The following is a 21774-nucleotide window of genomic DNA, read 5'->3' on the forward strand; positions in this document are numbered from 1 at the left end:
TCCGCACAGTCTGGCTCGGAGCGCCGCGTGAAGCCGCAAACACGCGCATGCATGTCGCGCGATGCGAAGCCGCAGAATCAAGGCCGACCCGCGCAATCGCCTCTATCAAAGCTCGCGCACCGCAATCACCCGGTTCTGCGCGACCGCATAGATCGCCGCATCGTCGGCGGACTGGTTGACGACGAAACCGCCCGTGAACGCGCCGAACGCGGGCAGCACGCCGCATCGCGCGGCAAAGCGGAAGCAGGGCACGCGCACGGAATCCGTGCGGCTCGCAATCACATAGACGGGATGCTCGTGGCCCGCGAGCACGTACGCGCCGTCGATCAACTGCGGGTAATGACACAATGCCCACGGCCCATGCCGCCATGGTTCGAGCACCGTCTCGACACCCAGAGACGGTGGCAGCAATCCGGCACTGCGATCGTGATTCCCTTCGACCATCACCATGCGAACCGACGCATGCCGTGCGCGCCATTCACCGAGCGCGTGCATTGTCGCGCTGCCGAGCGATTCGCGCCCATGCAGCAGATCGCCGAGAAACACGATCGACTCGGGCGCGTGCGCAGCGATCAGCGCATCGAGCCGCGCGAGATCGTCCGCCGTCGCGCCGGCCGGCACTGGCACGCCATGCGCGCGAAACACGGCATCCTTGCCGAAATGCGCATCGGCGATAAACAGGCTCTTCAGTTGCGGATCGAAAGCGGCGCGCTGCGCGGACAATTGCAGCGGATAACCACTTACTTCGACCGTCACGGTTTCGAACGTCATCAGCGCGCCGCCTTGTCGAGTTCGGCCAGCATCCGCTCGATACGGTCCGCGAGCTTTTCGGTGCTGACCTTTTCGCGGATACGCCCGACGATCAGCGGAAACGCGAACGGCGTCGGCTTCTTTGGCTGCGTCAGCGCAAGCCTGCTTGCGCGCATTGTTTCGAGCGCGCGCCGGATGCGGTCGAGGTCGAGTTCCTGCAACTTCACTTCGGCGTCAGCCTGCGTCAGCAGCAGATTGTCGTTGTCGTGCTTGCGAAATACCTCGTAAAAGAGGCCGCTCGACGCCTGCAACTGCCGCGCACTTTTCTGCTGTCCCGGATGCGCCTGATAGACGAGACCGGCGACGCGCGCGATTTCGCGGAAGCGGCGCATCGCGAGTTCGGAGGCGTTGAGGCTGTCCATGATGTCGTCGGCAAGGTGCGTGGAAGAAAACAGACCTTCGTCGATCAGCGTCGCCCAGTCGAACGGTTGCGACGACAACAGTTCGAAGCCATAGTCGTTGGCGGAAATCGAGAACGTGCCGGGCCGGTCGCGCGCCGCGCGCCAGCCGAGCAGCGAAGCAAGGCCGATATGCGCGACGCGCCCCGCAAACGGATAGCAGAAGAAGTGATGGCCTTCGCGCGTTCGCAGTATTTCGGCGACCAGCAGTCCCGTTTCCGGCAAGGCCGACCAGTTCGCCTGCAACTCCAGCAACGGCCGGATCGCGATCATCTCCGGCTCGACGTACACGCCGCGCTCGGCTTCGGCGAGCATCGCGAGGGTCGCGTCCGCGAGTTCGGACGAAAGCGGCATCTTGCTGCCCGCCCATTGCGGCATCGCGCCTCGCGATGAAGCCGCGCGTCGCACATAGGCCGTCATGTCGCGCACGCGCACCAGTTCGAGCGCGCGGCCGCCGAACGTGAACACGTCGCCGGGCTTCAGGCGCGAGATGAACGATTCCTCCATCGAGCCGATCCGTCCGCCCGTGAGCCACGCGACGTGTAGCGTCGCGTTGGCGACGATCGTGCCGACGTTGCTGCGGTGGCGGCGGATCAGATCGTCGCGCAGCACGCGATACACGCCGTCATCGTCGCGCACGACGCGGTGAAAGTCCGGATACGCGCGCAGCGACGGTCCGCCGCGCTCGACGAACGCAAGCGCCCAGTCGAATTCCTGTTGAGTCAGCTCGCGATACGCGAACGTCGTGCGAACCTCGTCGAACAGTTCGGGCGCCGTGAAGCCGCCGCCGATCGCGACCGTGACGAGATGCTGCACCAGCACGTCGAACGGCTTGCGCGGCGTCTCGCGGCCTTCGATACGCCGCGCTTCGACGGCACGCCGTGCTGCCGCCGCTTCGACGAGTTCGAGCGCGTGCGTCGGCACGATCGTGATGCGCGACGCGCGGCCCGGCGCATGTCCCGAGCGTCCCGCGCGTTGCATCAGCCGCGCAACGCCTTTCGGCGAGCCGATCTGAAACACGCGCTCGACGGGCAGAAAGTCGACGCCGAGATCGAGACTCGATGTGCAGACGACAGCCTTTAACTTGCCCGTCTTCAGGCCATCCTCGACCCATTCGCGCACTTCCTGTGCAAGCGAGCCGTGATGAAGCGCAATCAGCCCGGCCCAGTCGGGGCGCAAATCAAGCAGCGCCTGATACCAGATTTCAGCCTGCGAGCGCGTATTCGTGAAGACGAGCGACGTACGCGCTTCATCGATGCCCTCGGCGACGGGTCCGACCTGACGCGTGCCGAGATGGCCGCCCCACGGAAAGCGTTCGATCGTCGCGGGAATCAGCGTGTCGATGATGAGCGTCTTCGGCTGCATGCCGCTCACCGACACGCGAGGCGTGCGAACGGGCGCGAGCAGCACGTCGGCTGCGAACGGAAGATTGCCGAGCGTCGCCGACAGTCCCCACACCTGAAGGTCCGACCGCCAGCGCGCCAGATGCGCGATCGCAAGCTGAGTCTGAGTGCCGCGCTTGTTGCCGAGCAGTTCGTGCCATTCATCGACGACAACGAGGCGCACATGCTTCAGTTCTTCGCGGGCGTCGCTGCGCGTGAGCATCAGCGAGAGGCTTTCGGGCGTCGTGACGAGCGCGCTCGGCATGCGCCGGCTTTGGCGCGCGCGCTCCGTCGAACTGGTGTCGCCCGTGCGCAGGCCGATCGTCCACGGCACGCCGAGTTCGCGCGCAGCGCTTTGCAATGCGCGGGCGGTGTCGGCGGCAAGCGCGCGCATCGGCGTAATCCACAACACCGTGAGCGGGTCCGCGAGCACGCGCGGCGCGTGATCGCCGAATGCGGCCATCGCGCCAAACCAGACGGCCCATGTCTTGCCCGCGCCCGTTGTCGCGTGCAGCAATCCACTCGAACCCGCCGCAATCTCGCGCCAGACTTCGCGCTGAAAATCGAATGGCTGCCATTTGTGCGCGTCGAACCACTGCTGGGTGCGGACGTCGAACGGCTCCTTTGCCTTGTCGGGGTCGGGCGCGTAGGCGGCGGGTGTGAATGCGTCCGGCGCGGGCGCGGCGCGCCTGGTCGGAATGCGGCGAGGCCGGGGCGCGCGGCGTCGCGTTGCCAGGCTGGCTGCATCGTCGATGCCGGATGCATCGGCGGGATCGCGATCAGGATCAGAGGCCGCGTCGGCCGCGGACTGCGTGGCGTTGCGCTCGGGATCGATCGGATCGGTCATAGGGTGACATAATTCGCGGACGCCCGATGGCGTCCGTTGCCGGACGGTATGCATCACACAGCATGGCGCGTGCCCGCATTGGCAGCGGTAATGAAGCGCTGCCAGACGATCATGATGTAGCCTTATTTTCCGCGTAAAATGCCACTGCCGCCGCTATGTACCGGCGTAGTGCCCTTACGTCAGCGATGCATGTCGATCTTAATACGCTTTATCTCCTCCTGATCGGGACTCTCCTCGCCAGTGCGTTGATGACGCTCTGGGAGCGACGCGTTCACCCGAAGCGCAGCCGGGAACTGGGAATACTGGCAGCGGGATTCGCCACGCTGGCCATCGGCTGCGCGGCGGCTTCCTGGCGTCGCGAGCTTCCCGGCGCGCTCGGCTCGGCGCTGAGCAATCTCGTCATCGTTAGCGGGTATCTGCTGGTTCTGCATGGCGTGGCCGCGCTGAACGGCCGCAAGCATGTGCACCTTTCGCTCGCCGTGCTCGTGCTGCTTGCGCTTGCGTGGGTCATTGCCGGCACGAAATGGCAGGACGTGATGTGGATGTATCCGAGCGCGATTCCGATCTCGGTCGCCTCCGGCATGACGGCATACGAACTGGCGCGCGGCGACGGCAGGAAGCGCTTGCAAGCGCAACAGATCGCGATGCTGGTGTCGGGCGCGCATGCCGTTCTGTACGCATTCAGGGCGTTGATCCTGCCCTGGCTCGTCGCGAAGTTCGGGTTCGACTTCCTGATGACCGCGAGCAAGATCACGATGTATGAGGGCGTGCTGTATTCGGTCGTTCTCCCCATGACCTTGCTGCGGTTGGTGCGCGACGAATCGCACGGGCAACTGCTGCAGCAATCGCAGACGGATTTTTTGACGGGCCTTGGCAATCGTCGATGGTTCTTCGAGCAGGGCACGCGCATGATCCGTGACGGCGGCGCGACGCGGCCCGTTTCGCTGCTCGCCATCGACCTCGACCACTTCAAGAAGATCAACGATCGCTACGGCCACGAGACGGGTGACCGCGTGCTGACATCGTTCGCCGACATTGCCCGCAGCGTGCTGGGCGCCGACGTGCTACTGGCGCGCATCGGCGGCGAGGAGTTCGCGGCCCTGTTGCCCGGTCACGATTTGTCCCGTGCGAAAGAGGCGGGCGAAGCGCTCGTTGAATCGTTCGGCGAGACCATCACGCTCAATGCCAGCGGCGCGGGCATCCAGGCCACCGTCAGCATCGGCGCGGCGCAAGCCGGCAGCGATGGCGCCACCTTGGGCGATCTGCTCGCCGCCGCCGACCAGGCGTTGTATCGCGCGAAATCGCTTGGCGGCAACCGGCTCGAAGAGGCGCGCGCCGACGCGCGCTCGGCCGCCGCGTAACCTTCACGTATAACGTCGGCTCGCTAAGCCAACGTATGTCGATCAGCGAAGCGGAGATGGCGGCGCGTGGCGACGAATATCGTCAGCGGGTCCGCAACCTCGGCGAAGCGTCGCAAGAGGTTGCGGCGTGACGAAGGCTCGACGGCCTCAGTGTACGAGCCAGAGTGCCGCCGCGTAGATCACGAGCGACACGGCGAACGTGACGGCCGTATAGCCCATCACGCGCTGAATGCGGATGCCGGCAATTGCGACGATCGGCACGGCCCAGAACGGCTGCAGCATGTTCGACACGTTCTCGGCCATCGCCACGCCCATCGCGGTGCGCGGCACCGATGCGTGCAGGCTGATCGCCGCGGGCAGAACAAACGGACCCTGCACGGCCCAGTGGCCGCCCGCGCTCGGCACCAGCAACGTGATGATCAGCGAGCTCAGATAGCTCCAGACAGGCAGCGTGGCGGGCGTGGCAATCGTCACGAAGGCTTTGGCGATCATCGACGCGAGACCCGTGCCCTTCATGATGCCCATGATGCCGCCATAGACAGGGTATTGCAGCAGCATCGAACCCGTCTGCCGCGCGGCGCGCCGGATCGCGTTCGCATACGCGATCGGCGTGCGCTGCAGCGCGAGGCCGATTAGCAGGAAGATCAGGATCGTCGTGTTGATGTCGAGATCGAACTTGTTCTCGCGCCATTCCATCGCGAGGTAGCCGACGCCGAGCACGAGCAGAAGCAGCGTGCCGAGCATCGACTGTTCGAGGCGCGATGCGAAGGTCGCAGTGCCATCGCTGCTGCGCGCGTGCGGGTCGGCGCTGGATGCGTCGTCGCTCGCATCGCCCGCATCACTGAACGCGACTACGTTGTCCGATTTCGGATGCATCTTGATGAAGATTGCCGTCATCACGACAACGACCAGCACCGTCGGGATGAACACGAACGGAGCGAAGATGGTCTCGGCAAGCGGGACGACATGGCCGGTTGCCTTCTCGACGAGATTGAGCGCGTTGCCATGCGAAGCCTGCGACAGTGCGATCGAACTGGACAGCCCGCTATTGCAGATCGACCACGCCGAATAGCTGCCGGCGACGAGCCACGCGAAGTCGACATGAACGCGCCGTGCAATTTCGCGCGACAGCAGCGCGCCGACGATCAGGCCGAGTCCCCAGTTGAGCCACGCGGCGATCGCGACGACAGGGAACACCAGCAGCGCAGCGCGCGCAGGAGTTTGCGCGTGGGCCGCCAGCGCGCGCAAGCCGCGCTGGACGATGGGCGCCTCGGCGATCGCGTAGCCCGTCGCGAGAATCAGGATCATCTGCAGCGCGAAAGCCAGAATGCCGAAGGTGCCCGTGTACCACGAGTCGAGCAGCGTCGGCACGTTGCCTGTCGGCGCGATCAGCAGCGCCAGCACGGCCACGACGAACGTCAGGCAGATGGACAGCACGAACGGGTCAGGCATGACCCGCTCGAAAACATAGACAAGCCCTTCGACGATGCCGCGCGGCGCGGCAGGCTGGAAGGCGGTGGTGGGGGAGGTGTCTCGCTTCATGTTTCTCGCTCGGGGTGGCGTCGGTCCGCCTGTGGGCGGCGCGGACGGCATCGACACGCGGCGTTTGAGTGCATGACGCATGCACCGCTGGAAAGCTTGACGCCACCTGAATGTCAGGTGGCTTTTGGGGCAGGAATTCCGGGTGAAGCTCAGGCCTGGACGCGACCGATGAGTGGCGCGTCCGCGCTTTGCGTGCGAATCGTCTTGTGTCGCTGGAGTTCGCTAATCGAACATGGTTTCGTTAAACGAACGCTTCATTATTCGTCTTATGCGCGTTGGATGTCAAGACAACGCAGCGTTCGTTTAACGTGCGACGCGCCGATTTGACGGCGCGTGCTTTCGTGTAGCTTGCGCGTAAGCCGAGGCGTCAAACGATTGTCAGCCACGGCCCGCGAAAACGTCTCGAATCACGTCACGCGGGAGCCAACGCGCGCTCGACGCGGAACACCGACACCGTGCTCTTCAACGCAACCGTCTGTTCTTCGAGCGCGAGCGCGGCCGCCGAAGCTTGTTCGACGAGCGCGGCATTCTGCTGCGTGACCTGATCCATTTGCGTGATCGCGCGGTTCACCTGCTCGATGCCTTCCGATTGTTCTTCCGATGCCGCCGCGATCTCGCCCATCAGATCGCTGACCCGGTTCACCGAGGTCAGAATGTCGGCCATCACCTGGCTGGCCTTGTCGACCTGTTGCGCACCCGCTTCGACGCGGCCGAGCGAATCGGTGATGCGCTCCTTGATCTCCTTCGCGGCGCTCGCGCTACGCTGCGCGAGCGAGCGCACTTCGCTTGCCACCACCGCGAAGCCGCGGCCTTCGTCGCCGGCGCGGGCGGCTTCCACTGCCGCGTTCAGCGAAAGAATGTTGGTCTGAAACGCGATACCTTCGATCACGTTCGTAATGTCGGCGATCCGGCCCGACAGATCAGACAGCCCTTGCATCGTCGCGACGACTTCCTGCGCGGCGCGGTTGCCTTGCTCGGTGATCATCGCCGTGCTCATCACGAGTTGCGTGGCCTGCTTCGCGTTGTCGGCGTTCTGCCGCACCGTGCTCGTCAACTGTTCCATCGACGACGCCGTTTCCTGCAATGCCGCCGCCTGTTCTTCGGTGCGCTGCGACAGATCGGTGTTGCCGCTTGCCATCTGATGCACGCCTGTCGCGATGGTGTCGGTGCCGCCATACACCGCGTGTACGATCCCGGCGAGACTGCGCTTCATTTCCTTCATCGAGTCGAACAGCTGGCCGATTTCGTTCGTGGATTCATGACGGATCTGCACGGTGAGGTCGCCGCGCGCTACGTGCTGCAGGACGTTCATGGCTTCCTTGAGCGGCAGCACGACGGTGTGCTCAAGCGTGTAGTAAACGAGCAAGATCAACGCGCAAGACAACACGAGCAAGCCGATTGCTACACCCATCAACAGCGATTTGGCGTGTGCCTTCTCATCCTTCAGTTGCGCCGTTTCATCCTCGGCCACTTTGAAGAAGGCATCCGCCGATTTGCCGAATGCCGCGCTCGTCTGCGTCATTGGCCCTTCGTTCGTTGCAGCATACGCGGCGACATCGCCGGAACCGATGGCCGTGAACAGCAGATCGATTGCGTTGGCATGCGCAGTGAACGTGTCGGCGACCCGTTTTGCCGCGTCCTGTTGCGCCGTGGTTTCCTTCGTGATGGTTTCGAACGCAGCGAACGACTTCTTCGCGAGATCGTAATAGGTGCGTGCTGCGGCGACGGCGGCGTCCTTGTCAGCGGGGTTCGTGGACAGCGCGATAAAAGCCCGGCTCAACGCGCTACGTGCCTTCAGGTTGTTGATGTAGACGTCTTTGAGATCAACCGTTTCGGCGTTGAGAGTGCTGATCCGTTCCGACAAACCGTTGTTCTTCGTGAGCGAATAGATCCCGAGCAACGCGGTGACCAGAACCAGCATGCCAAACAGCGAGAGAACCGCGATAAAGCCCGTCCGCACGGGCAGATTCTTCAATTTCATAGTTTTCGTTTTCACAGTGAGCCACGATGTTGTCCCCCCGCAGCCGAGCGCGAGAGCAAAGGCCGCAGGACGTTGCTGCGGCCTTGTTAACGGTCACATGAATGCGAACTTGACGGTTTCGGAGAGCGAAAGGCGCGGTTTGCGAGTGTGCGGACTCTTTTGTGAATCAAATGTGACGAGCGGTATTCACGCTTGCATCGGCACGGCCGATCCGGTTGAGAACGAACTCGCGACGCAACTCGAAGCCCAGCTTTTCATAGAGGCGGATCGCCGTCGTGTTGTGACTGAACACGTGTAGAAAAGGTGTCTCGCCGCGCTGCGCAATCTCTTTGCGCAGGATGTTGATCAGCCGGCCAGCGAGACCCTTGCCGCGCCATTCGTCATCGACGCAGACGGCGCTGATTTCGACATATCCGTCGAGGCACATCCGTTCGCCCGCCATCGCAACCAGCCGCCCCTGATCGCGCACGCCGATGTACCGGCCCATTTCGTGGGTGCGCGTGGCGAACGGGCCCGGTTTGGTTTTTTGCGCGAGGTCGAGCATCTCTTTCGCGTCGACGTTGCCCAGGCGGATCACGTCCAGATCGTCCACGGTTCCTGCTTCGTCGCGCGCAGCAACCATCTGATGCAGCGTGCCGACATGATCGACCTGAAGCGTTTCGATTCCAGCGAGAGGCTCCAGCGACAGCAGCGCAACCTGTTCGTTGGGCTGCAGAAGCCGATGCAGCGCCTCGTATGCAGCGGGCGTGTCCGACGCCAACGCCGCGAACGGTGCCACATCGGGGTGATAGCGGCGCGCGAGCGCATCGCTGAGTCCGAGATGCGCCTGGCGCGTCGTGAGCGCCGTCCAGATCGGGCGGTCGAGGTTGGCTGTTGTCGAACGATGCGCCGTGCTGCTCATGTTTGCTCCAACTGCGAAATTTGATCGGAGGATGTCGTCCGAGTGCGGACCGGACCAATGTAATCAGAAAGTCGCCTCTGAGCCATTGCCGTAAATGACATTTTTGGCGTCATTTGCGCCAGGCGGGCCTCACGCGCCAGGCCGCGACCCGATCAGCAGAATATCCACCAGCCTGCGCGCGCTTTGTTGCCAGTCCGGCGCCGACGCGACGTTCGACACCCCGACGAGCGCGCGAAACAGGTCGAGCGGATCGAGATCGGCGCGAATATCGCCGCTTTCGATTGCGCGCGTGACGAGCGAATGAATCGCGTCCACGATCTGCGCGCCCGACGATTCGAACACTTTCGACGGACCGCCCACCAGCGAATTCAGCGCGGGCGCGATGATCTTCTTCGTCGCGATGTAGTCGACGAACAGCAGCATCCACGCTTTCAGCGCGTCGATGGGCGGCATCGTCTCGCTCAGCCTGCGCTCTTCTTTCGCGAGCTTTTCGACTTCGGCGCGGTAGACGCTCTCCAGCAGCGCGTCGCGGGTAGGAAAGTGCCGGTACAGCGTGCCAGGCCCGACGCCCGCCTGACGGGCGAGGTCTTCGAGACTGATATCGGCGCCTTCGCGCGTGAACGCCTTCTTAGCCTCTTCGAGAATGCGCTCGCGATTACGCAGCGCATCGGCGCGCGGCTTCCGTTCCTTTGGCGTCGAGTGATTCATTTAACCCTTTGTCGTACCTTTTAGTGCTTGCAAACGGAGACTGTCTCCGCTTATCCTGTAAAAACGGAGAGGGACTCCGTTTTATCCCTCATGACGCGAAACGTCAACCTTACTGCTAACAGAGAGGCGGAAATGGCTGAAAAATTGGGTGCGACATCGACGACAGACGACGTGCTTGCGGGCATCGATCTACGCGGCAAGCGGATTCTCGTCACGGGCGTGTCTGCCGGACTCGGCGTGGAGACGGCGCGTTCGCTGGCTGCGCGTGGCGCGAGCGTTATTGGCGCTGCGCGCGACCTCGACAAGGCGGCGCGCGCCATCGCCGCAGCGCGCCGCGACGCGGCCGCGGGTGAGGGCAGCATCGATCTGGTCTCGCTCGATCTCGCGAGTCTCGAGAGCGTGCGCGCATGCGCCGACAAACTGCTGAACGAAGGCAAGCCGTTCGACGTGATCATCGCGAATGCGGGCGTGATGGCGACCCCCTTCGGCAAAACAGCGGATGGATTCGAAACGCAGTTCGGCACGAACCATATCGGGCACTTCGTGCTCGTGAATCGCCTCGCTCCGCTTTTGCGATCGGGGGCGCGCGTGGTCATGCTGGCATCGTCGGGGCACCGTTTCGCAAACGTCGATCTCGACGATCCGAACTTCGAACGCACGCCCTACGATCCCTTCGTTGCCTACGGACGCGCGAAGACGGCGAACATCCTGTTCGCGGTCGAATTCGATCGGCGGCATCAGGCACGCGGCGTGCGCGCGGCAGCGGTCCATCCCGGCGGCATTCAGACGGAACTCGCCCGTCATATGGATGAAGGGCAAATGGCCGGGCTGCTGGAAACAATCAACAGTCAGCTTGCGTCGGAAGGAAAGGCGCCGTTCCAGTTCAAGAGCGTTCCGCAGGGCGCCGCGACTTCGGTGTGGGCGGCAGTGGTTGCCTCGCCGGATGAGGTCGGCGGTCGATACTGCGAGAACTGCCACGTGAGCGAAGTCGTTGCCGACGACGTCGTCATTACACCCGTCAGCGAAGGCGTACGCCAATACGCGCTCGACCTTGCGAATGCCGAGGCGCTTTGGCGCAAGACGGAAGAAATGATCGGCGAATCGTTCTGACGCTTTAGCGCTCTGGCCACTGCACGAACTGCGCCGCAACGCAGTTCGCTTGCAGATACGACCAGTTCGGACAGTTGACCGGCTACCGCTCTTCGCTCGCCATCGACATCGACACGCCGGCCCTTGCAGCCGGCATGTCGCATTTGGGCGTCAACCGGTAGCCGCGTCCCGGTATGTTCTGAATCAGGCGCCGGTCTTCGCCCAATGCCTTGCGCAAAGCGCAAACGTGAACGCGTATGTTCGATTCCTCGACGACGGTGTCGGGCCACACCTTACGAAGAATATCTTCGAGTGACACGACCTGGCCGTGCGCTGCCATCAGCACGGTAAGAATATCGAATGCGCGGCTGCCCAACGGGATGGCTGTCCCACGTACCTGGATTTCCCGGGTCGACAGATTGACGTCGATGCTACTGGCCTTCATGTTCGTAACTCACGAGTAGACAACTGCTTCTCGAATGATCCGCATCTGCTCTGAAAGCGCGAGGGTCGCAAAGGCGAACGGTCTGTCGGCGGGACGGATGCGGCACCTGGAATGATGAAACCGCAAGTGGTCCAGCGAGTCGATAGCACATACGTATCGACACCTATACTTTGGTATTAGCGCACGGCCCTTCGTTTGTCGGCGCTACCGGCAAGGGCTATATTGCACTTGCCACTTTACGTGGATCGCCCCGTTCAATCGGCAGCTACATCATTCTTTCATCATGCGAGTGCGACAATGAAGATCCTGATGGTGTTGACGTCCCATGATCAACTCGGTAACACCGGGAAAAAGACAGGTTTCTGGTTAGAGGAATTCGCGGCTCCGTATTTCACGTTTCTCGATGCTGGCGTGACGATAACCGTCAGCTCACCTAAGGGTGGGCAGCCGCCACTCGATCCGAAGAGCGACACGCCAGAAGGTAAAACAGAGCTGACGGAGCGCTTCAAGAGCGATCCCGCCGCGCAAAAGGTGCTCGCCAACACGGTGAAACTCAGCACGGTCAAAGCGGACGACTACGACGCGGTGTTCTATCCGGGCGGGCACGGCCCGATGTGGGATCTGGCGGAAGACCCGCTATCCGTTGCGTTGATCGAGAACTTCTACAACGCCGGCAAGCCCGTCGCGCTCGTGTGTCATGCGCCCGGCGTGCTACGGCATGTGAAGGTGAATGGCGAGCCGCTCGTCAAGGGCAAGCGCGTGACCGGGTTCACGAATTCGGAAGAAGAAGCCGTGCAACTCACGAAGGTCGTGCCGTTTCTCGTCGAAGACGAACTGAAGCGGCTGGGCGGACTGTTCGAGAAGGTCGACGACTGGCAGAGTTTTTCGATTGTCGACGGCCGCCTCGTCACGGGACAGAATCCTGCTTCCTCCACGGCCGGTGCGCGCGATCTGCTCAAAGTGCTCGATCAGCTTCATTCGAAATAACGAGCGTTGCGCCCTTGAACCTGGCTGCCCCGAAAGAGGGCCGCTTCAGCCTGAAGGATGGAGAGTGATATGGCCAACGCCAGTTCGCATCAGCAGTTTCGGATTGAACGTCGCAGCCAGGCTTATTGGCGCGTCATCATCGACAACCCGCCTTTCAATATCTTCGGACCGGACTCGATGCCGCAGTTGAATGCCGTCGTGACGGCGCTCGAAACCGATCCCGAAGTCAAGGTGGTGGTGTTCGACAGCGCGGTGCCGGATTTCTTCCTCACGCATTACGACTTCGTTCCCCCGTTGCAGGAGACCACGAGCATGCCGCCGGGGCCGACAGGCATGCCGCCGTTGCCGGACATGCTCTCGCGGCTGGGACGGGCGCCCGTCGTATCGATCGCGTCGATCAGAGGCCGCGCGACGGGCGTCGGCAGCGAACTGGCGCTGGCCAGCGACATGCGCTTTGCAAGCCGCGAAAAAGCGCTGCTTTCGCAGTGGGAAGTCGGCGCCGCGCTGGTGCCGGGCGGCGGCCCGATGAATCGCCTGTCGCGTCTGATCGGGCGCGGGCGCGCGCTGGAAGTGCTGTTGAGCGGCAGCGATATCGACGGCGAACTGGCGGAGCGCTATGGCTATGTCAACCGCGCATTCGCTGACAGCGAACTCGACGCATTCGTGGACGGGCTCGCATCGAGAATCGCGTCGTTCGATAGAGAGGCGCTCGTCGCGATCAAGCGTCAGGTGAATGCCGTGACCTTGCCGTCCGACAAGGACGTCGCGCCCGAATGGGACGCTTTCATCGCGTCGGTTGGCCGTCCGCAGGCGCAGGAACGGATCGCGCAGCTGATGCAGCTCGGGCTGCAGAAGAACCACGATGTGGAAGCGCGGCTAGGCTATTACACGGGCACGCTGGGGCGCTAACCCCGCAAGACAACGCGTTTCTCCGATGACGGTTGCGCGCGCCCGTTGTGGCCGCAACCGTCGTTTCCAGCAACGCGGCCCTTCGGGGCGCGATCGCATTCTTGCATGTTAGGCTATTCCCGATTCGTTACGTGAAGCGAAACCGGGGCTTCGTCATGGACTTCACTGGGTTTCAGCTGGAGCTGCTCCACGACGACGGCGATCTATCGTTGTGTCGCGCCTTGCGGCCCGACACCCCTGTCTCGCTGCTCGCGCTGATCGCGACGCGCCCGGCGTCGCAAAGTGTCACGCGCCTCGAACACGAATACGAGCTGGCCTCGCTGCTCGATACGCGTTGGGCCGCGCAGCCGATCGCGCTCGACCTCGGCAGAGTGCCGCCGATGCTGCTTCTCGACGACGACGGCGGCGACCCGCTGGTGCGCCTGCTCGGCCAGACGCTCGATCTCACGCGATGCCTGCGCATCGCCGCCAATCTCGCCCATGCGATCGGCCAGATGCATGGGCGCGGCCTCATTCACAAGGATATCAAGCCTGCCAACGTGCTCGTCGACGGCGACGACAGTGTTCGGCTCACCGGCTTCGGCATCGCGTCGCAACTGCTGCTTGAGCATCAGCCGCCGGCGTCGCCTGAAATCATCGCCGGCACGTTTGCCTACATGGCGCCGGAGCAGACGGGCCGCATGAACCGCTCGATCGACGCACGCAGCGACCTGTACTCGCTCGGCGTTACGCTCTACGAGATGCTCACGGGCGCGCTGCCTTTCGCGGCTGCCGATGCGATGGAGTGGATTCATTGCCATATCGCACGCAGGCCTGTGCCGCCGGAAGAGCGCGTGAGCGACCTTCCGGCGCCTGTTGCGCAGATCGTGCTCAAGCTGCTCGCGAAGACGGCGGAAAACCGCTATCAGACGGCGGCGGGCGTCGAGGCGGATCTTCGTGCGTGCCTTGCCGCTTGCGAAACGAACGAGGAGATTGCGCCATTCGCGCTCGGCACGCGCGACGCGTCCGACCGGCTGCTGATCCCCGAAAAGCTGTATGGGCGCGAGGCGCAGATCGACGAGATCGTGGCGGCGTTCAGCGGGGTCGTCGCGGGTGGCCCGAGCGGGCTGGTGCTGATCTCCGGCTATTCCGGCATCGGCAAGTCGTCGGTCGTCAACGAGTTGCACAAGGTGCTGGTGCCGCCGCGCGGCCTGTTCGCATCCGGCAAGTTCGATCAGTACAAGCGGGATATTCCGTATGTGCCGCTCGCCCAGGCCTTCCAGTCGCTGGTGCGCGATCTGCTGAGCAAGAGCGATGCGGAGATCGAACCGTGGCGGCGCGCGCTGCTGGATGCGCTCGCGCCGAATGGCCAGGTGATCGTCAATCTGATCCCGGAGCTTGCGCTCATCATCGGCGAGCAGCCGCCCGTTCCGGCGCTGCCGCCGCAAGAGACGCAGAACCGCTTTCAGATCGTGTTTCGCCGCTTTCTCGGTGTGTTCGCGCGGCACGAGCATCCGCTCGCGCTCTTTATCGACGATCTGCAATGGCTCGATACCGCGACCCTCGATCTGCTCGAACATCTCGTCACGCACCCCGATGTGAAGCACGTGTTGCTGGTCGGCGCCTATCGCGACAACGAAGTCGACGACGCGCATCCCCTCGCGCGCACGCTTGGTGCGATCGCTCGCGCTTGCGGCAACGTGCATCGGATCGAGCTTGCGCCGCTCGCGCCCGACAGCGTAGTGCAACTCGTCGCCGATGCGTTGCACTGCCCGGCCGCGACGGCGGCCCCGCTCGCGCAACTGGTGTACGAAAAGACGGGCGGCAATCCGTTCTTCGCGATTCAGTTCCTGACCACGCTCGCCGACGAATCGCTACTTGCCTTCGACCGCGACGCTTCGCGATGGAGCTGGGACTTGCCGCGTATCCGCGCGAAGGGCTTCACCGAGAACGTCGCGGACCTGATGGCGGCAAAGCTGACGCGTCTGCCCGATGCGACACGCGAAGCATTGGGGCAGCTTGCGAGCCTCGGCAACGTCGCTGACTTCGCGACGCTGACGCTCGTGCATGGCGAACCGGAGGCGTCGATACACGCCAAGCTGTGGCTGGCCGTGCGAGCGGGCCTCATCTTTCGTCTTGACGGGGCTTACGCGTTCGCGCACGACCGCGTGCAGGAAGCGGCCTACGCGCTCATTCCGATAGAGAAGCGCGTGGCGACGCATGTGCGGATCGGCCGGGCGCTCGCGTCGCGGACGGCGCCCGAAGCGCTCGAAGAATCGATCTTCGATATCGTCAATCAACTCAATCGCGGCGCCGCGTTGATCGAGACGGACGAAGAACGCGAGCGTACCGTCGCGCTGAACCTGATGGCGGGCAGGCGTGCAATGCGATCGACGGCATATGCATCGGCGCGACGCTATCTGGCGCATGGCGTCGCGCTGCTATCGCAAGATGCCTGGACGCAACGCTACGAGAGCACGTTCGATCTGTACCTGGCCTACTCCGAATGCGAATACCTCGCCGGCGATTTCACCGATGCCGATGCGCTGTTCGACATGCTGCTGGAGCGCGCGCGCACGAATCTGGACCGCGCGAAGGTGTTCGGCCTGCGCATGTCGGCCTACCAGGTGGCCGGGCGATTCGACGAGAGCTTCGATGTCGCGCGGCTTGCGCTGCGCGATTTCGGCGTGCTGCTTCCCGACGCCGAACACGATGTCGGGCCTGCCGTCGCTGCCGTGTTGCAGCAGATTCCGTCGTACCTCGCGGGACGGGCGATCAGCGAACTCGTCGATGCGCCCGTCGCGCAAGACCCCGCCATACGCGCGGTGGTCGATCTTCTGGTCGAAGCGATGCCGTGCGCCTTTATCGCGCGGCCTGCGTACTATCCGCTCATCACGCTGAAGGCCGTCATCCTGTCGCTGCAGCACGGCAATACCGACAACTCGAGTTTTGCCTACGGCAATTACGCGCTGATGCTGGTGTCGAGCCTCGGCGACATTCCCTCTGCCGTGCAGTTTTCCGACATGTCGCTGCGCCTGAACGAGAAGTTCGACAACCGGCGCTTCTACGGAAAGCTGTTGCACCTGCATGGCAACCACATCAACTTCTGGCGGAGGCATATCGTGACCGATCTGCCGATCCTGGAGCGCGCGAGTGTGGCGTGCCTCGAAGTGGGCGACCTCGTGTTCGCCGGATACCTCGCCTTCACGACGGTATGGCAAACCATTGAGAAAGGTGCCGTGCTCGACGAGGTTCAGCCGCTATCGGAGAAGCATGCCGCGTTCGCGCGGCAAAGTCACAACGACGCCGTGCTCGAAACGATCCGGCTCGAACAGCAGTTCGTCGCCAGCCTGCGCGGCCTCACGACTGACCCGCTCAAGCTGGGCGACGCGATGTTCGACGACGCAGCCTGTTTCCGCGCGATAGAGAAAGCGAATTTCGGCTGCGGGATTGTCTTCTATCACATCATGAAGCTGATCCTCGCGTTTCACGACGGCCGCTACGATGATGCGTCGAAGGCCGCGAGCGAAGCGGCGCCGATGCTGGGCGCAGCGATGGCGCTGCCCATCGAACCGACGTTTCACTTCTTCGACGCGCTGACGCTGGCGGCGCGCTATCCCGCTGCCAGCGTGGAAGAGCAACAGGCGTGGCGTGACCGGCTCGCGGAAAAACTGGCAAAGTTCGAATCGTGGAGCACGCATTGTCCGGAGAATTTCCGTCACCGTCATGCGCTGCTCGCCGCGGAAATTGCGCGCATCGAAGGCCGGGATTCCGATGCGATGCATTTCTATGAGGAAGCGATCCGCGCGGCGCGAGAGCACGGCTTCATCCAGTATCAGGCGCTCGCCCATGAACTGGCCGCGCAGTTTCATGCGGCGCGCGGCCTCGAAACCATCGCCGACACCTACCTTTTCAATGCGCGTTCCTGCTACGAACGCTGGGGCGCGAAAGGCAAGGTTCATCAACTGGCACGAACGTACGCTCAGTTGCGGCATGAGCCGGCGAGTCTCGAAGGCACGATCGCGACGTCGAACGAACAACTCGATCTCGCGACCGTGGTCAACGTGTCGCGCGCGATCTTCAGCGGCATCGACCTGAACGAGCTGATCCACACGCTGATGGTGCTCGCGCTCGAGCACGCGGGCGCAAATCGCGGCTTGTTGATCTTCAAGCGCGGCAACGAGTTGCGAATCGAAGCGAAAGCAACGACGGTGCATGACGGCGTGGACGTGCGCCTGCCGAAAATTCGCGCGACGGGCAGCGAGCTTCCCGAATCGGTGCTGCGCTATGTGATCCGCACGGGGGACAGCGTGCTGCTCGACGATGCATCGGCGCGCAGTCCGTTTTCGTCGGACGAGTATGTGCGCCGTCACGACTGCCGCTCGATTCTGTGCCTGCCGCTCGTCAAGCAAACGCGGCTGATCGGCGTGCTTTACCTCGAAAACAACCTGACTTCCGATGCCTTCACGCCCGCCCGCACGGCGGTGCTACGGCTGCTGGCGTCGCAGGCCGCGCTGTCGCTCGAAACGGCGCGTCTCTACGCCGATCTGCAGGATGCTGAAGCGCTGCTGGCCGACGCGCAACAGCTGAGCCACACGGGCAGCTTCGACTGGCATGTGTCGAGCGGTGAACTGATCTGGTCGAAAGAGAGCTTCCGGATTTTCGGCTTCGACGCCGGCGCCAATCCGACCGTCGACATGATGTTCGGCCGCGTGCATCCCGACGACATCACCTTCGTGCGCCTCGCCTTCGACCGCGCGACGCACGACCGCCAGCCGTTCGACGTCGAACACCGGCTGTTGATGCCCGACGGGTCGATCCGGTATCTGCAAGTGGTGGCGCGCGTCGTGGTCGACGCGGAAAACAGCTTGCGCGTGCTCGGCGCGCTCAAGGACATCACAGTGCGCAAGCGGGCGCATGCGGCGCTCGAACGCAGCGAGCACCGCTATCGCAGCCTGTTCTTCGATATGCCCGTGGGACTCTGGCAGATCGAGGCGCAGCCCTTGATGGCGCTGCTCACGGAGTTGCGCGCGCAAGGCGTCGACGATCTGTCCGCGTATATCGACGACCATCCCGGCTGGCTAGACCGTGCGATGGAAATGCTGATCGTCGAAGAGGTCAATCACCACGCGGCACAGATGTTCGGCGCGAAGGACAGGAGCGCGTTGCTCGGTCCGCTGCCGTGGGTCTGGCGGGAAAGCCCCGGGACGTTTCGGCGGGCGCTCGAAAGCCGTTATGGCGGCAAGGCGATTTTTCAGGAAACGACCAAGCTGCCCACGCTGGACGGGCGGATTATCGACGTTCTCTTTACGATCGCGCGCCCGAGTTCGGCCGAAGATCTGGGCATCGCGCTCATCAGTCTCGTCGATCTGACCGAGCGCGTGCGCGCGCAGGACATGCTGCAACGGCTCCAGGCCGACTTCGCGCACGCCGCGCGCATTTCCATGTTGGGCGAACTGACGGCTTCCGTCGCGCACGAACTGAACCAGCCGCTTTCCGCGATCGCGATGAACAGCGCGATCGGCAACCGCTGGCTCGATCGTGCCGTTCCCGACGTCGCGGAGGCGCGGCAAATCAACGTGCGCATCGGCGCCGATGCGCGGCGCGCGGTGGACATCGTCGATCGCATCCGGGGCATGGCGCTTCGGCGCGGGCCGAAGCGCGCGGTCGCGCAACTCGACGAACTGATCGACGAAGCCCTCATCTTTCTGCAGCATGAAGTGCAGTCGCGCGGCGTCATCGTGTTGCGCCAGCGTGCCGCCGTCCTGCCGATGGTGTTCGCCGATCGCATCCAGTTGCAGCAGGTGATCGTCAATCTGCTCGTCAATGCGATGCAGGCGATGGAGCAGGCGGGCAGCTCCGAGCGCAAGATCACGATCCGCACGGAAACGCGCGAGGACGCGACCGTCTACTGCGCGACGGAAGACAGCGGACCCGGCATCGCGCCGGAAGACCTCAACCGGCTGTTCCAGAGCTTTTACACGACCAAGGAAAACGGCATGGGAATGGGCTTGCCGATTTGCCGCACGATCATCGAAGCGCACGGCGGGCGCATCGCCGCCGATAACGTTTCGATGCACGGCGGCGCGCGTTTCCATTTCACGCTTCCGTCCGGCGATGCCGCTGGCTGAAGACGCATGCGTTTATCGTGCCTGCCCGTCACATACGACGGTATGAGCGCGTCATGCGATGGTGGGTCAAAGTCCAAGCAATAGTAGGCTGGTGCGCCCGTTGCGCCCTCGTTAGGCTATTCCCGTTGGATCAAGGGAAGTGAGCTAACACGAAAGACATCGACGCGAGCCCTTGCGCTCGATGGCGATTCATCGGGTGTACATCATGGACGTGGCGGATCTGAAGGTATTCGACGCTGTCGCTCGCCTCGGAAGCATGAGCCGCGCAGCGCTGGAGCTGCATACGGTGCAGTCGAATGTCACGGGACGAATCCGGTCCCTCGAAGGCGAGGTGGGTGTCGCGCTGTTCGAGCGGCATGTGCGCGGCGTGAGGATGACGCCCGCCGGGCAGCGGATGCTGCCCTATGCGGCGCGAGCGGCCCGGCTGGTCGCCGACGCGAGGCTTGCCGCACTCGACGATGGTCCGCCCTGCGGCACGCTCGCGATTGGTGCGTTATGGACCACGGGCGCGCTGCAGCTAAGCCGTGCGCTGAGTCACTTCGCGAGCCTGTATCCGCAAGTCGGATTGTCGTTGACGACGGGTACGAGCGATGGGCTGACGGACGCCGTAGCCGAGTGCCGTCTGGATGGCGCATTCGTTGCAGGCCCGCAAGACGATCCCGGCCTCGATGTCGAGACGGTCTTCCGCGAGGAACTCGTGCTCGTCACACCGGCGGCGATGCGCTCGTTGAACGAAGTGGGAAGCGTTGGAAATCTGAAGACGATCGTATTCAGTCAGGGCTGTTCGTATCGCGAGCGACTCGATTTGCTGCTCGCCGAAATGGGGATTCTGTCGGTCGCGGCGCTTGCATTCGGCTCGATCGACGCGATCCTCTCGTGCGTCGCGGCGGGTATCGGTATTACGTTGTTGCCGCGAGGAATCGTGTCGAATGCGGAGCAGAGGAATCACGTCGCGGTCCACGCGCTCGCATCCGACACGGCGCGCATGGAGACGCTGTTCGTGCGGCGGCGCGACGCTTATCTGTCGAATGCGATGCGTGCGTTTCTCGATGTAGCGCGGTCCGAGGCTGGGCCGCTGCCTTGATCTCGTGGTTGTTTTTTTAAAGCCCTCGCTACATTCAACCTGGAGCAGCGCATGATGGGAAAGGTTCGAATCCGCTCGTTGTTCGGTTTGTTGCTGACTGCCGCGATCAGCAGTGCGCCAGCTTCGGGCCAGACATGGCACGATAGCCGCGTGTCATACCGGGTCGCAAACGTGGATGGCCTGTCTATCTTTTATCGCGAAGCGGGTCCGCGCGATGCGCCCACGGTACTTCTTCTGCACGGCTTTCCTTCGTCGTCACGCATGTTCGAGCCGTTGTTGAAACGGCTCGGCGATCAGTATCATCTGGTCGCGCCCGACTTTCCCGGATTCGGACATAGCGATGCGCCCGCGCCCACTAGCTTTGCCTACACGTTCGACCATATCGCGGCCGTGACGAACCAATTCGTCGAGACGCTTGGACTCAAGTCGTATGTGATCTATATGCAGGACTACGGCGGGCCGGTCGGATTTCGCGTTGCGATGGCGCACCCTGAGCGCGTGAACGCGCTGATCATCCAGAACGCCGTCGCGCACGAAGACGGGCTTGGTCCGCTATGGAACACCCGCCGCGCGTTCTGGGCCGACCGTCAGGCGAACCAGGCAGCCGTCGAGCAAAACCTGATGTCGTTGCAGGCGGCGAAGCAGCGCCACATCGGTACCAGTCCGAACGTGGAGTCGTACGATCCCGATCTATGGACGGACGAATACGCGTTCCTTAGCCGTCCGGGACAGCGTGAAATTCAAAGCGATCTCTTCTACGACTATCGAACCAATGTAGCGTCCTATCCGCGCTGGCAAGCATGGCTGCAAAAGACGCAGCCGAGAACACTCGTCGTGTGGGGCCGTTACGATCCGTCGTTCCTGCCGGCGGAAGCGGACGCATATCGGCGCGATCTTCCAAAGGCCGAGATTCACGTTCTGGATGCGGGACATTTCGCGCTCGACGAAAAGCCCGATGAAATTGCCGAGCTGATACGCGGATTTCTTGCAGTCAAAAACCAATAAGCAAAATATAGGTTTAACGTTACGCGCCGTTGCTGCTGCAATCGCTGCGCGCATCGCGATAGCATCCAATCGTCTCTTGTTTGACGCCCGCCTCACTTTAGCTCTTCACACAGCAATCCACGCGCGACTTTGCTTTGCGCTCGTCGTCGTTTGGGACAACAATGTAGTGTGTTGCTGTATCTGCATCAGACAATCCGCAGTCTGCGAAAAGGATT

The 21774-nt window shown here is 63.1% G+C and carries 14 protein-coding genes; 7 read left to right on the top strand and 7 right to left on the bottom strand.

What is annotated here, in order from left to right:
• Positions 1-105: 105 nt before the first annotated feature.
• Together pdeM and BLT65_RS31945 are read right to left on the bottom strand one after the other, a co-directional pair.
• Positions 106-771, bottom strand: coding sequence for a ligase-associated DNA damage response endonuclease PdeM (pdeM, locus tag BLT65_RS31940; protein WP_091785535.1), 666 nt, complete (start codon positions 769-771; stop codon positions 106-108).
• The gene (locus BLT65_RS31945) at positions 771-3437 is read right to left on the bottom strand and encodes a ligase-associated DNA damage response DEXH box helicase (protein WP_208545835.1); all 2667 of its coding nucleotides are present in this window, start codon (positions 3435-3437) and stop codon (positions 771-773) included. Before BLT65_RS31945 ends, pdeM begins: the two co-directional genes overlap by 1 nt.
• A 185-nt stretch (positions 3438-3622) precedes the next feature.
• Between BLT65_RS31945 and BLT65_RS31950 the strand changes: the two genes are divergently transcribed.
• The gene (locus tag BLT65_RS31950; RefSeq protein WP_091785538.1) at positions 3623-4798 is read left to right on the top strand and encodes a GGDEF domain-containing protein; all 1176 of its coding nucleotides are present in this window, start codon (positions 3623-3625) and stop codon (positions 4796-4798) included.
• Between the two features lie 147 nt (positions 4799-4945).
• Here BLT65_RS31950 and BLT65_RS31960 read toward each other — a convergent pair whose 3' ends face one another.
• The 4 genes from BLT65_RS31960 to BLT65_RS31975 form a co-directional block, all read right to left on the bottom strand.
• Positions 4946-6340, bottom strand: a complete 1395-nt coding sequence (locus BLT65_RS31960; protein ID WP_091785541.1) for a TIGR00366 family protein — start codon at positions 6338-6340, stop codon at positions 4946-4948.
• Between the two features lie 412 nt (positions 6341-6752).
• Positions 6753-8321, bottom strand: coding sequence for a methyl-accepting chemotaxis protein (locus BLT65_RS31965; protein WP_091785544.1), 1569 nt, complete (start codon positions 8319-8321; stop codon positions 6753-6755).
• 166 nt (positions 8322-8487) lie between these two features.
• Complete coding sequence (locus BLT65_RS31970) at positions 8488-9222, bottom strand: GNAT family N-acetyltransferase (RefSeq protein WP_091785547.1); 735 nt, start codon at positions 9220-9222, stop codon at positions 8488-8490.
• Positions 9223-9351: 129 nt separating this feature from the next.
• Positions 9352-9930, bottom strand: coding sequence for a TetR/AcrR family transcriptional regulator (locus tag BLT65_RS31975; protein ID WP_007584544.1), 579 nt, complete (start codon positions 9928-9930; stop codon positions 9352-9354).
• Between the two features lie 132 nt (positions 9931-10062).
• Here BLT65_RS31975 and BLT65_RS31980 point away from each other — a divergent pair, with 132 nt between their 5' ends.
• Complete coding sequence (locus BLT65_RS31980; protein WP_091785551.1) at positions 10063-11040, top strand: SDR family NAD(P)-dependent oxidoreductase; 978 nt, start codon at positions 10063-10065, stop codon at positions 11038-11040.
• 82 nt (positions 11041-11122) lie between these two features.
• On the opposite strand, the gene BLT65_RS31985 is transcribed toward BLT65_RS31980, so the two are convergent.
• On the bottom strand, positions 11123-11464 hold the full coding sequence (locus BLT65_RS31985; protein ID WP_091785554.1) for a winged helix-turn-helix domain-containing protein: 342 nt from the start codon (positions 11462-11464) through the stop codon (positions 11123-11125).
• 297 nt (positions 11465-11761) lie between these two features.
• On the opposite strand from BLT65_RS31985, the gene BLT65_RS31990 reads away from it, so the two are divergent.
• The 5 genes from BLT65_RS31990 to BLT65_RS32010 all read left to right on the top strand — a co-directional run bounded on the left by BLT65_RS31990 (position 11762) and on the right by BLT65_RS32010 (position 21559).
• The gene (locus tag BLT65_RS31990; RefSeq protein ID WP_091785557.1) at positions 11762-12451 is read left to right on the top strand and encodes a type 1 glutamine amidotransferase domain-containing protein; all 690 of its coding nucleotides are present in this window, start codon (positions 11762-11764) and stop codon (positions 12449-12451) included.
• Between the two features lie 69 nt (positions 12452-12520).
• A complete protein-coding gene (locus tag BLT65_RS31995) occupies positions 12521-13360 on the top strand; it encodes an enoyl-CoA hydratase/isomerase family protein (RefSeq protein ID WP_091785559.1) in 840 nt (279 codons plus the stop codon).
• A 155-nt stretch (positions 13361-13515) separates the two neighbouring features.
• Complete coding sequence (locus tag BLT65_RS32000; protein ID WP_091785561.1) at positions 13516-19470, top strand: ATP-binding sensor histidine kinase; 5955 nt, start codon at positions 13516-13518, stop codon at positions 19468-19470.
• A 181-nt stretch (positions 19471-19651) separates the two neighbouring features.
• The gene (locus tag BLT65_RS32005; RefSeq protein WP_244186792.1) at positions 19652-20554 is read left to right on the top strand and encodes a LysR substrate-binding domain-containing protein; all 903 of its coding nucleotides are present in this window, start codon (positions 19652-19654) and stop codon (positions 20552-20554) included.
• 51 nt (positions 20555-20605) lie between these two features.
• Positions 20606-21559, top strand: coding sequence for an alpha/beta fold hydrolase (locus tag BLT65_RS32010; RefSeq protein WP_091785565.1), 954 nt, complete (start codon positions 20606-20608; stop codon positions 21557-21559).
• Positions 21560-21774 lie beyond the last annotated feature (215 nt).

The organism is Paraburkholderia steynii, from assembly GCF_900100565.1.
Classification (GTDB): domain Bacteria; phylum Pseudomonadota; class Gammaproteobacteria; order Burkholderiales; family Burkholderiaceae; genus Paraburkholderia; species Paraburkholderia terrae.

Coding starts and splice junctions, on each gene's coding strand:
- pdeM (WP_091785535.1), bottom strand. CDS start 771: ATGACGTTCGAAACCGTGACGGTCGAAGTAAGTGGTTATCCGCTGCAA.
- BLT65_RS31945 (WP_208545835.1), bottom strand. CDS start 3,437: ATGACCGATCCGATCGATCCCGAGCGCAACGCCACGCAGTCCGCGGCC.
- BLT65_RS31950 (WP_091785538.1), top strand. CDS start 3,623: ATGCATGTCGATCTTAATACGCTTTATCTCCTCCTGATCGGGACTCTC.
- BLT65_RS31960 (WP_091785541.1), bottom strand. CDS start 6,340: ATGAAGCGAGACACCTCCCCCACCACCGCCTTCCAGCCTGCCGCGCCG.
- BLT65_RS31965 (WP_091785544.1), bottom strand. CDS start 8,321: ATGAAATTGAAGAATCTGCCCGTGCGGACGGGCTTTATCGCGGTTCTC.
- BLT65_RS31970 (WP_091785547.1), bottom strand. CDS start 9,222: ATGAGCAGCACGGCGCATCGTTCGACAACAGCCAACCTCGACCGCCCG.
- BLT65_RS31975 (WP_007584544.1), bottom strand. CDS start 9,930: ATGAATCACTCGACGCCAAAGGAACGGAAGCCGCGCGCCGATGCGCTG.
- BLT65_RS31980 (WP_091785551.1), top strand. CDS start 10,063: ATGGCTGAAAAATTGGGTGCGACATCGACGACAGACGACGTGCTTGCG.
- BLT65_RS31985 (WP_091785554.1), bottom strand. CDS start 11,464: ATGAAGGCCAGTAGCATCGACGTCAATCTGTCGACCCGGGAAATCCAG.
- BLT65_RS31990 (WP_091785557.1), top strand. CDS start 11,762: ATGAAGATCCTGATGGTGTTGACGTCCCATGATCAACTCGGTAACACC.
- BLT65_RS31995 (WP_091785559.1), top strand. CDS start 12,521: ATGGCCAACGCCAGTTCGCATCAGCAGTTTCGGATTGAACGTCGCAGC.
- BLT65_RS32000 (WP_091785561.1), top strand. CDS start 13,516: ATGGACTTCACTGGGTTTCAGCTGGAGCTGCTCCACGACGACGGCGAT.
- BLT65_RS32005 (WP_244186792.1), top strand. CDS start 19,652: ATGGCGATTCATCGGGTGTACATCATGGACGTGGCGGATCTGAAGGTA.
- BLT65_RS32010 (WP_091785565.1), top strand. CDS start 20,606: ATGATGGGAAAGGTTCGAATCCGCTCGTTGTTCGGTTTGTTGCTGACT.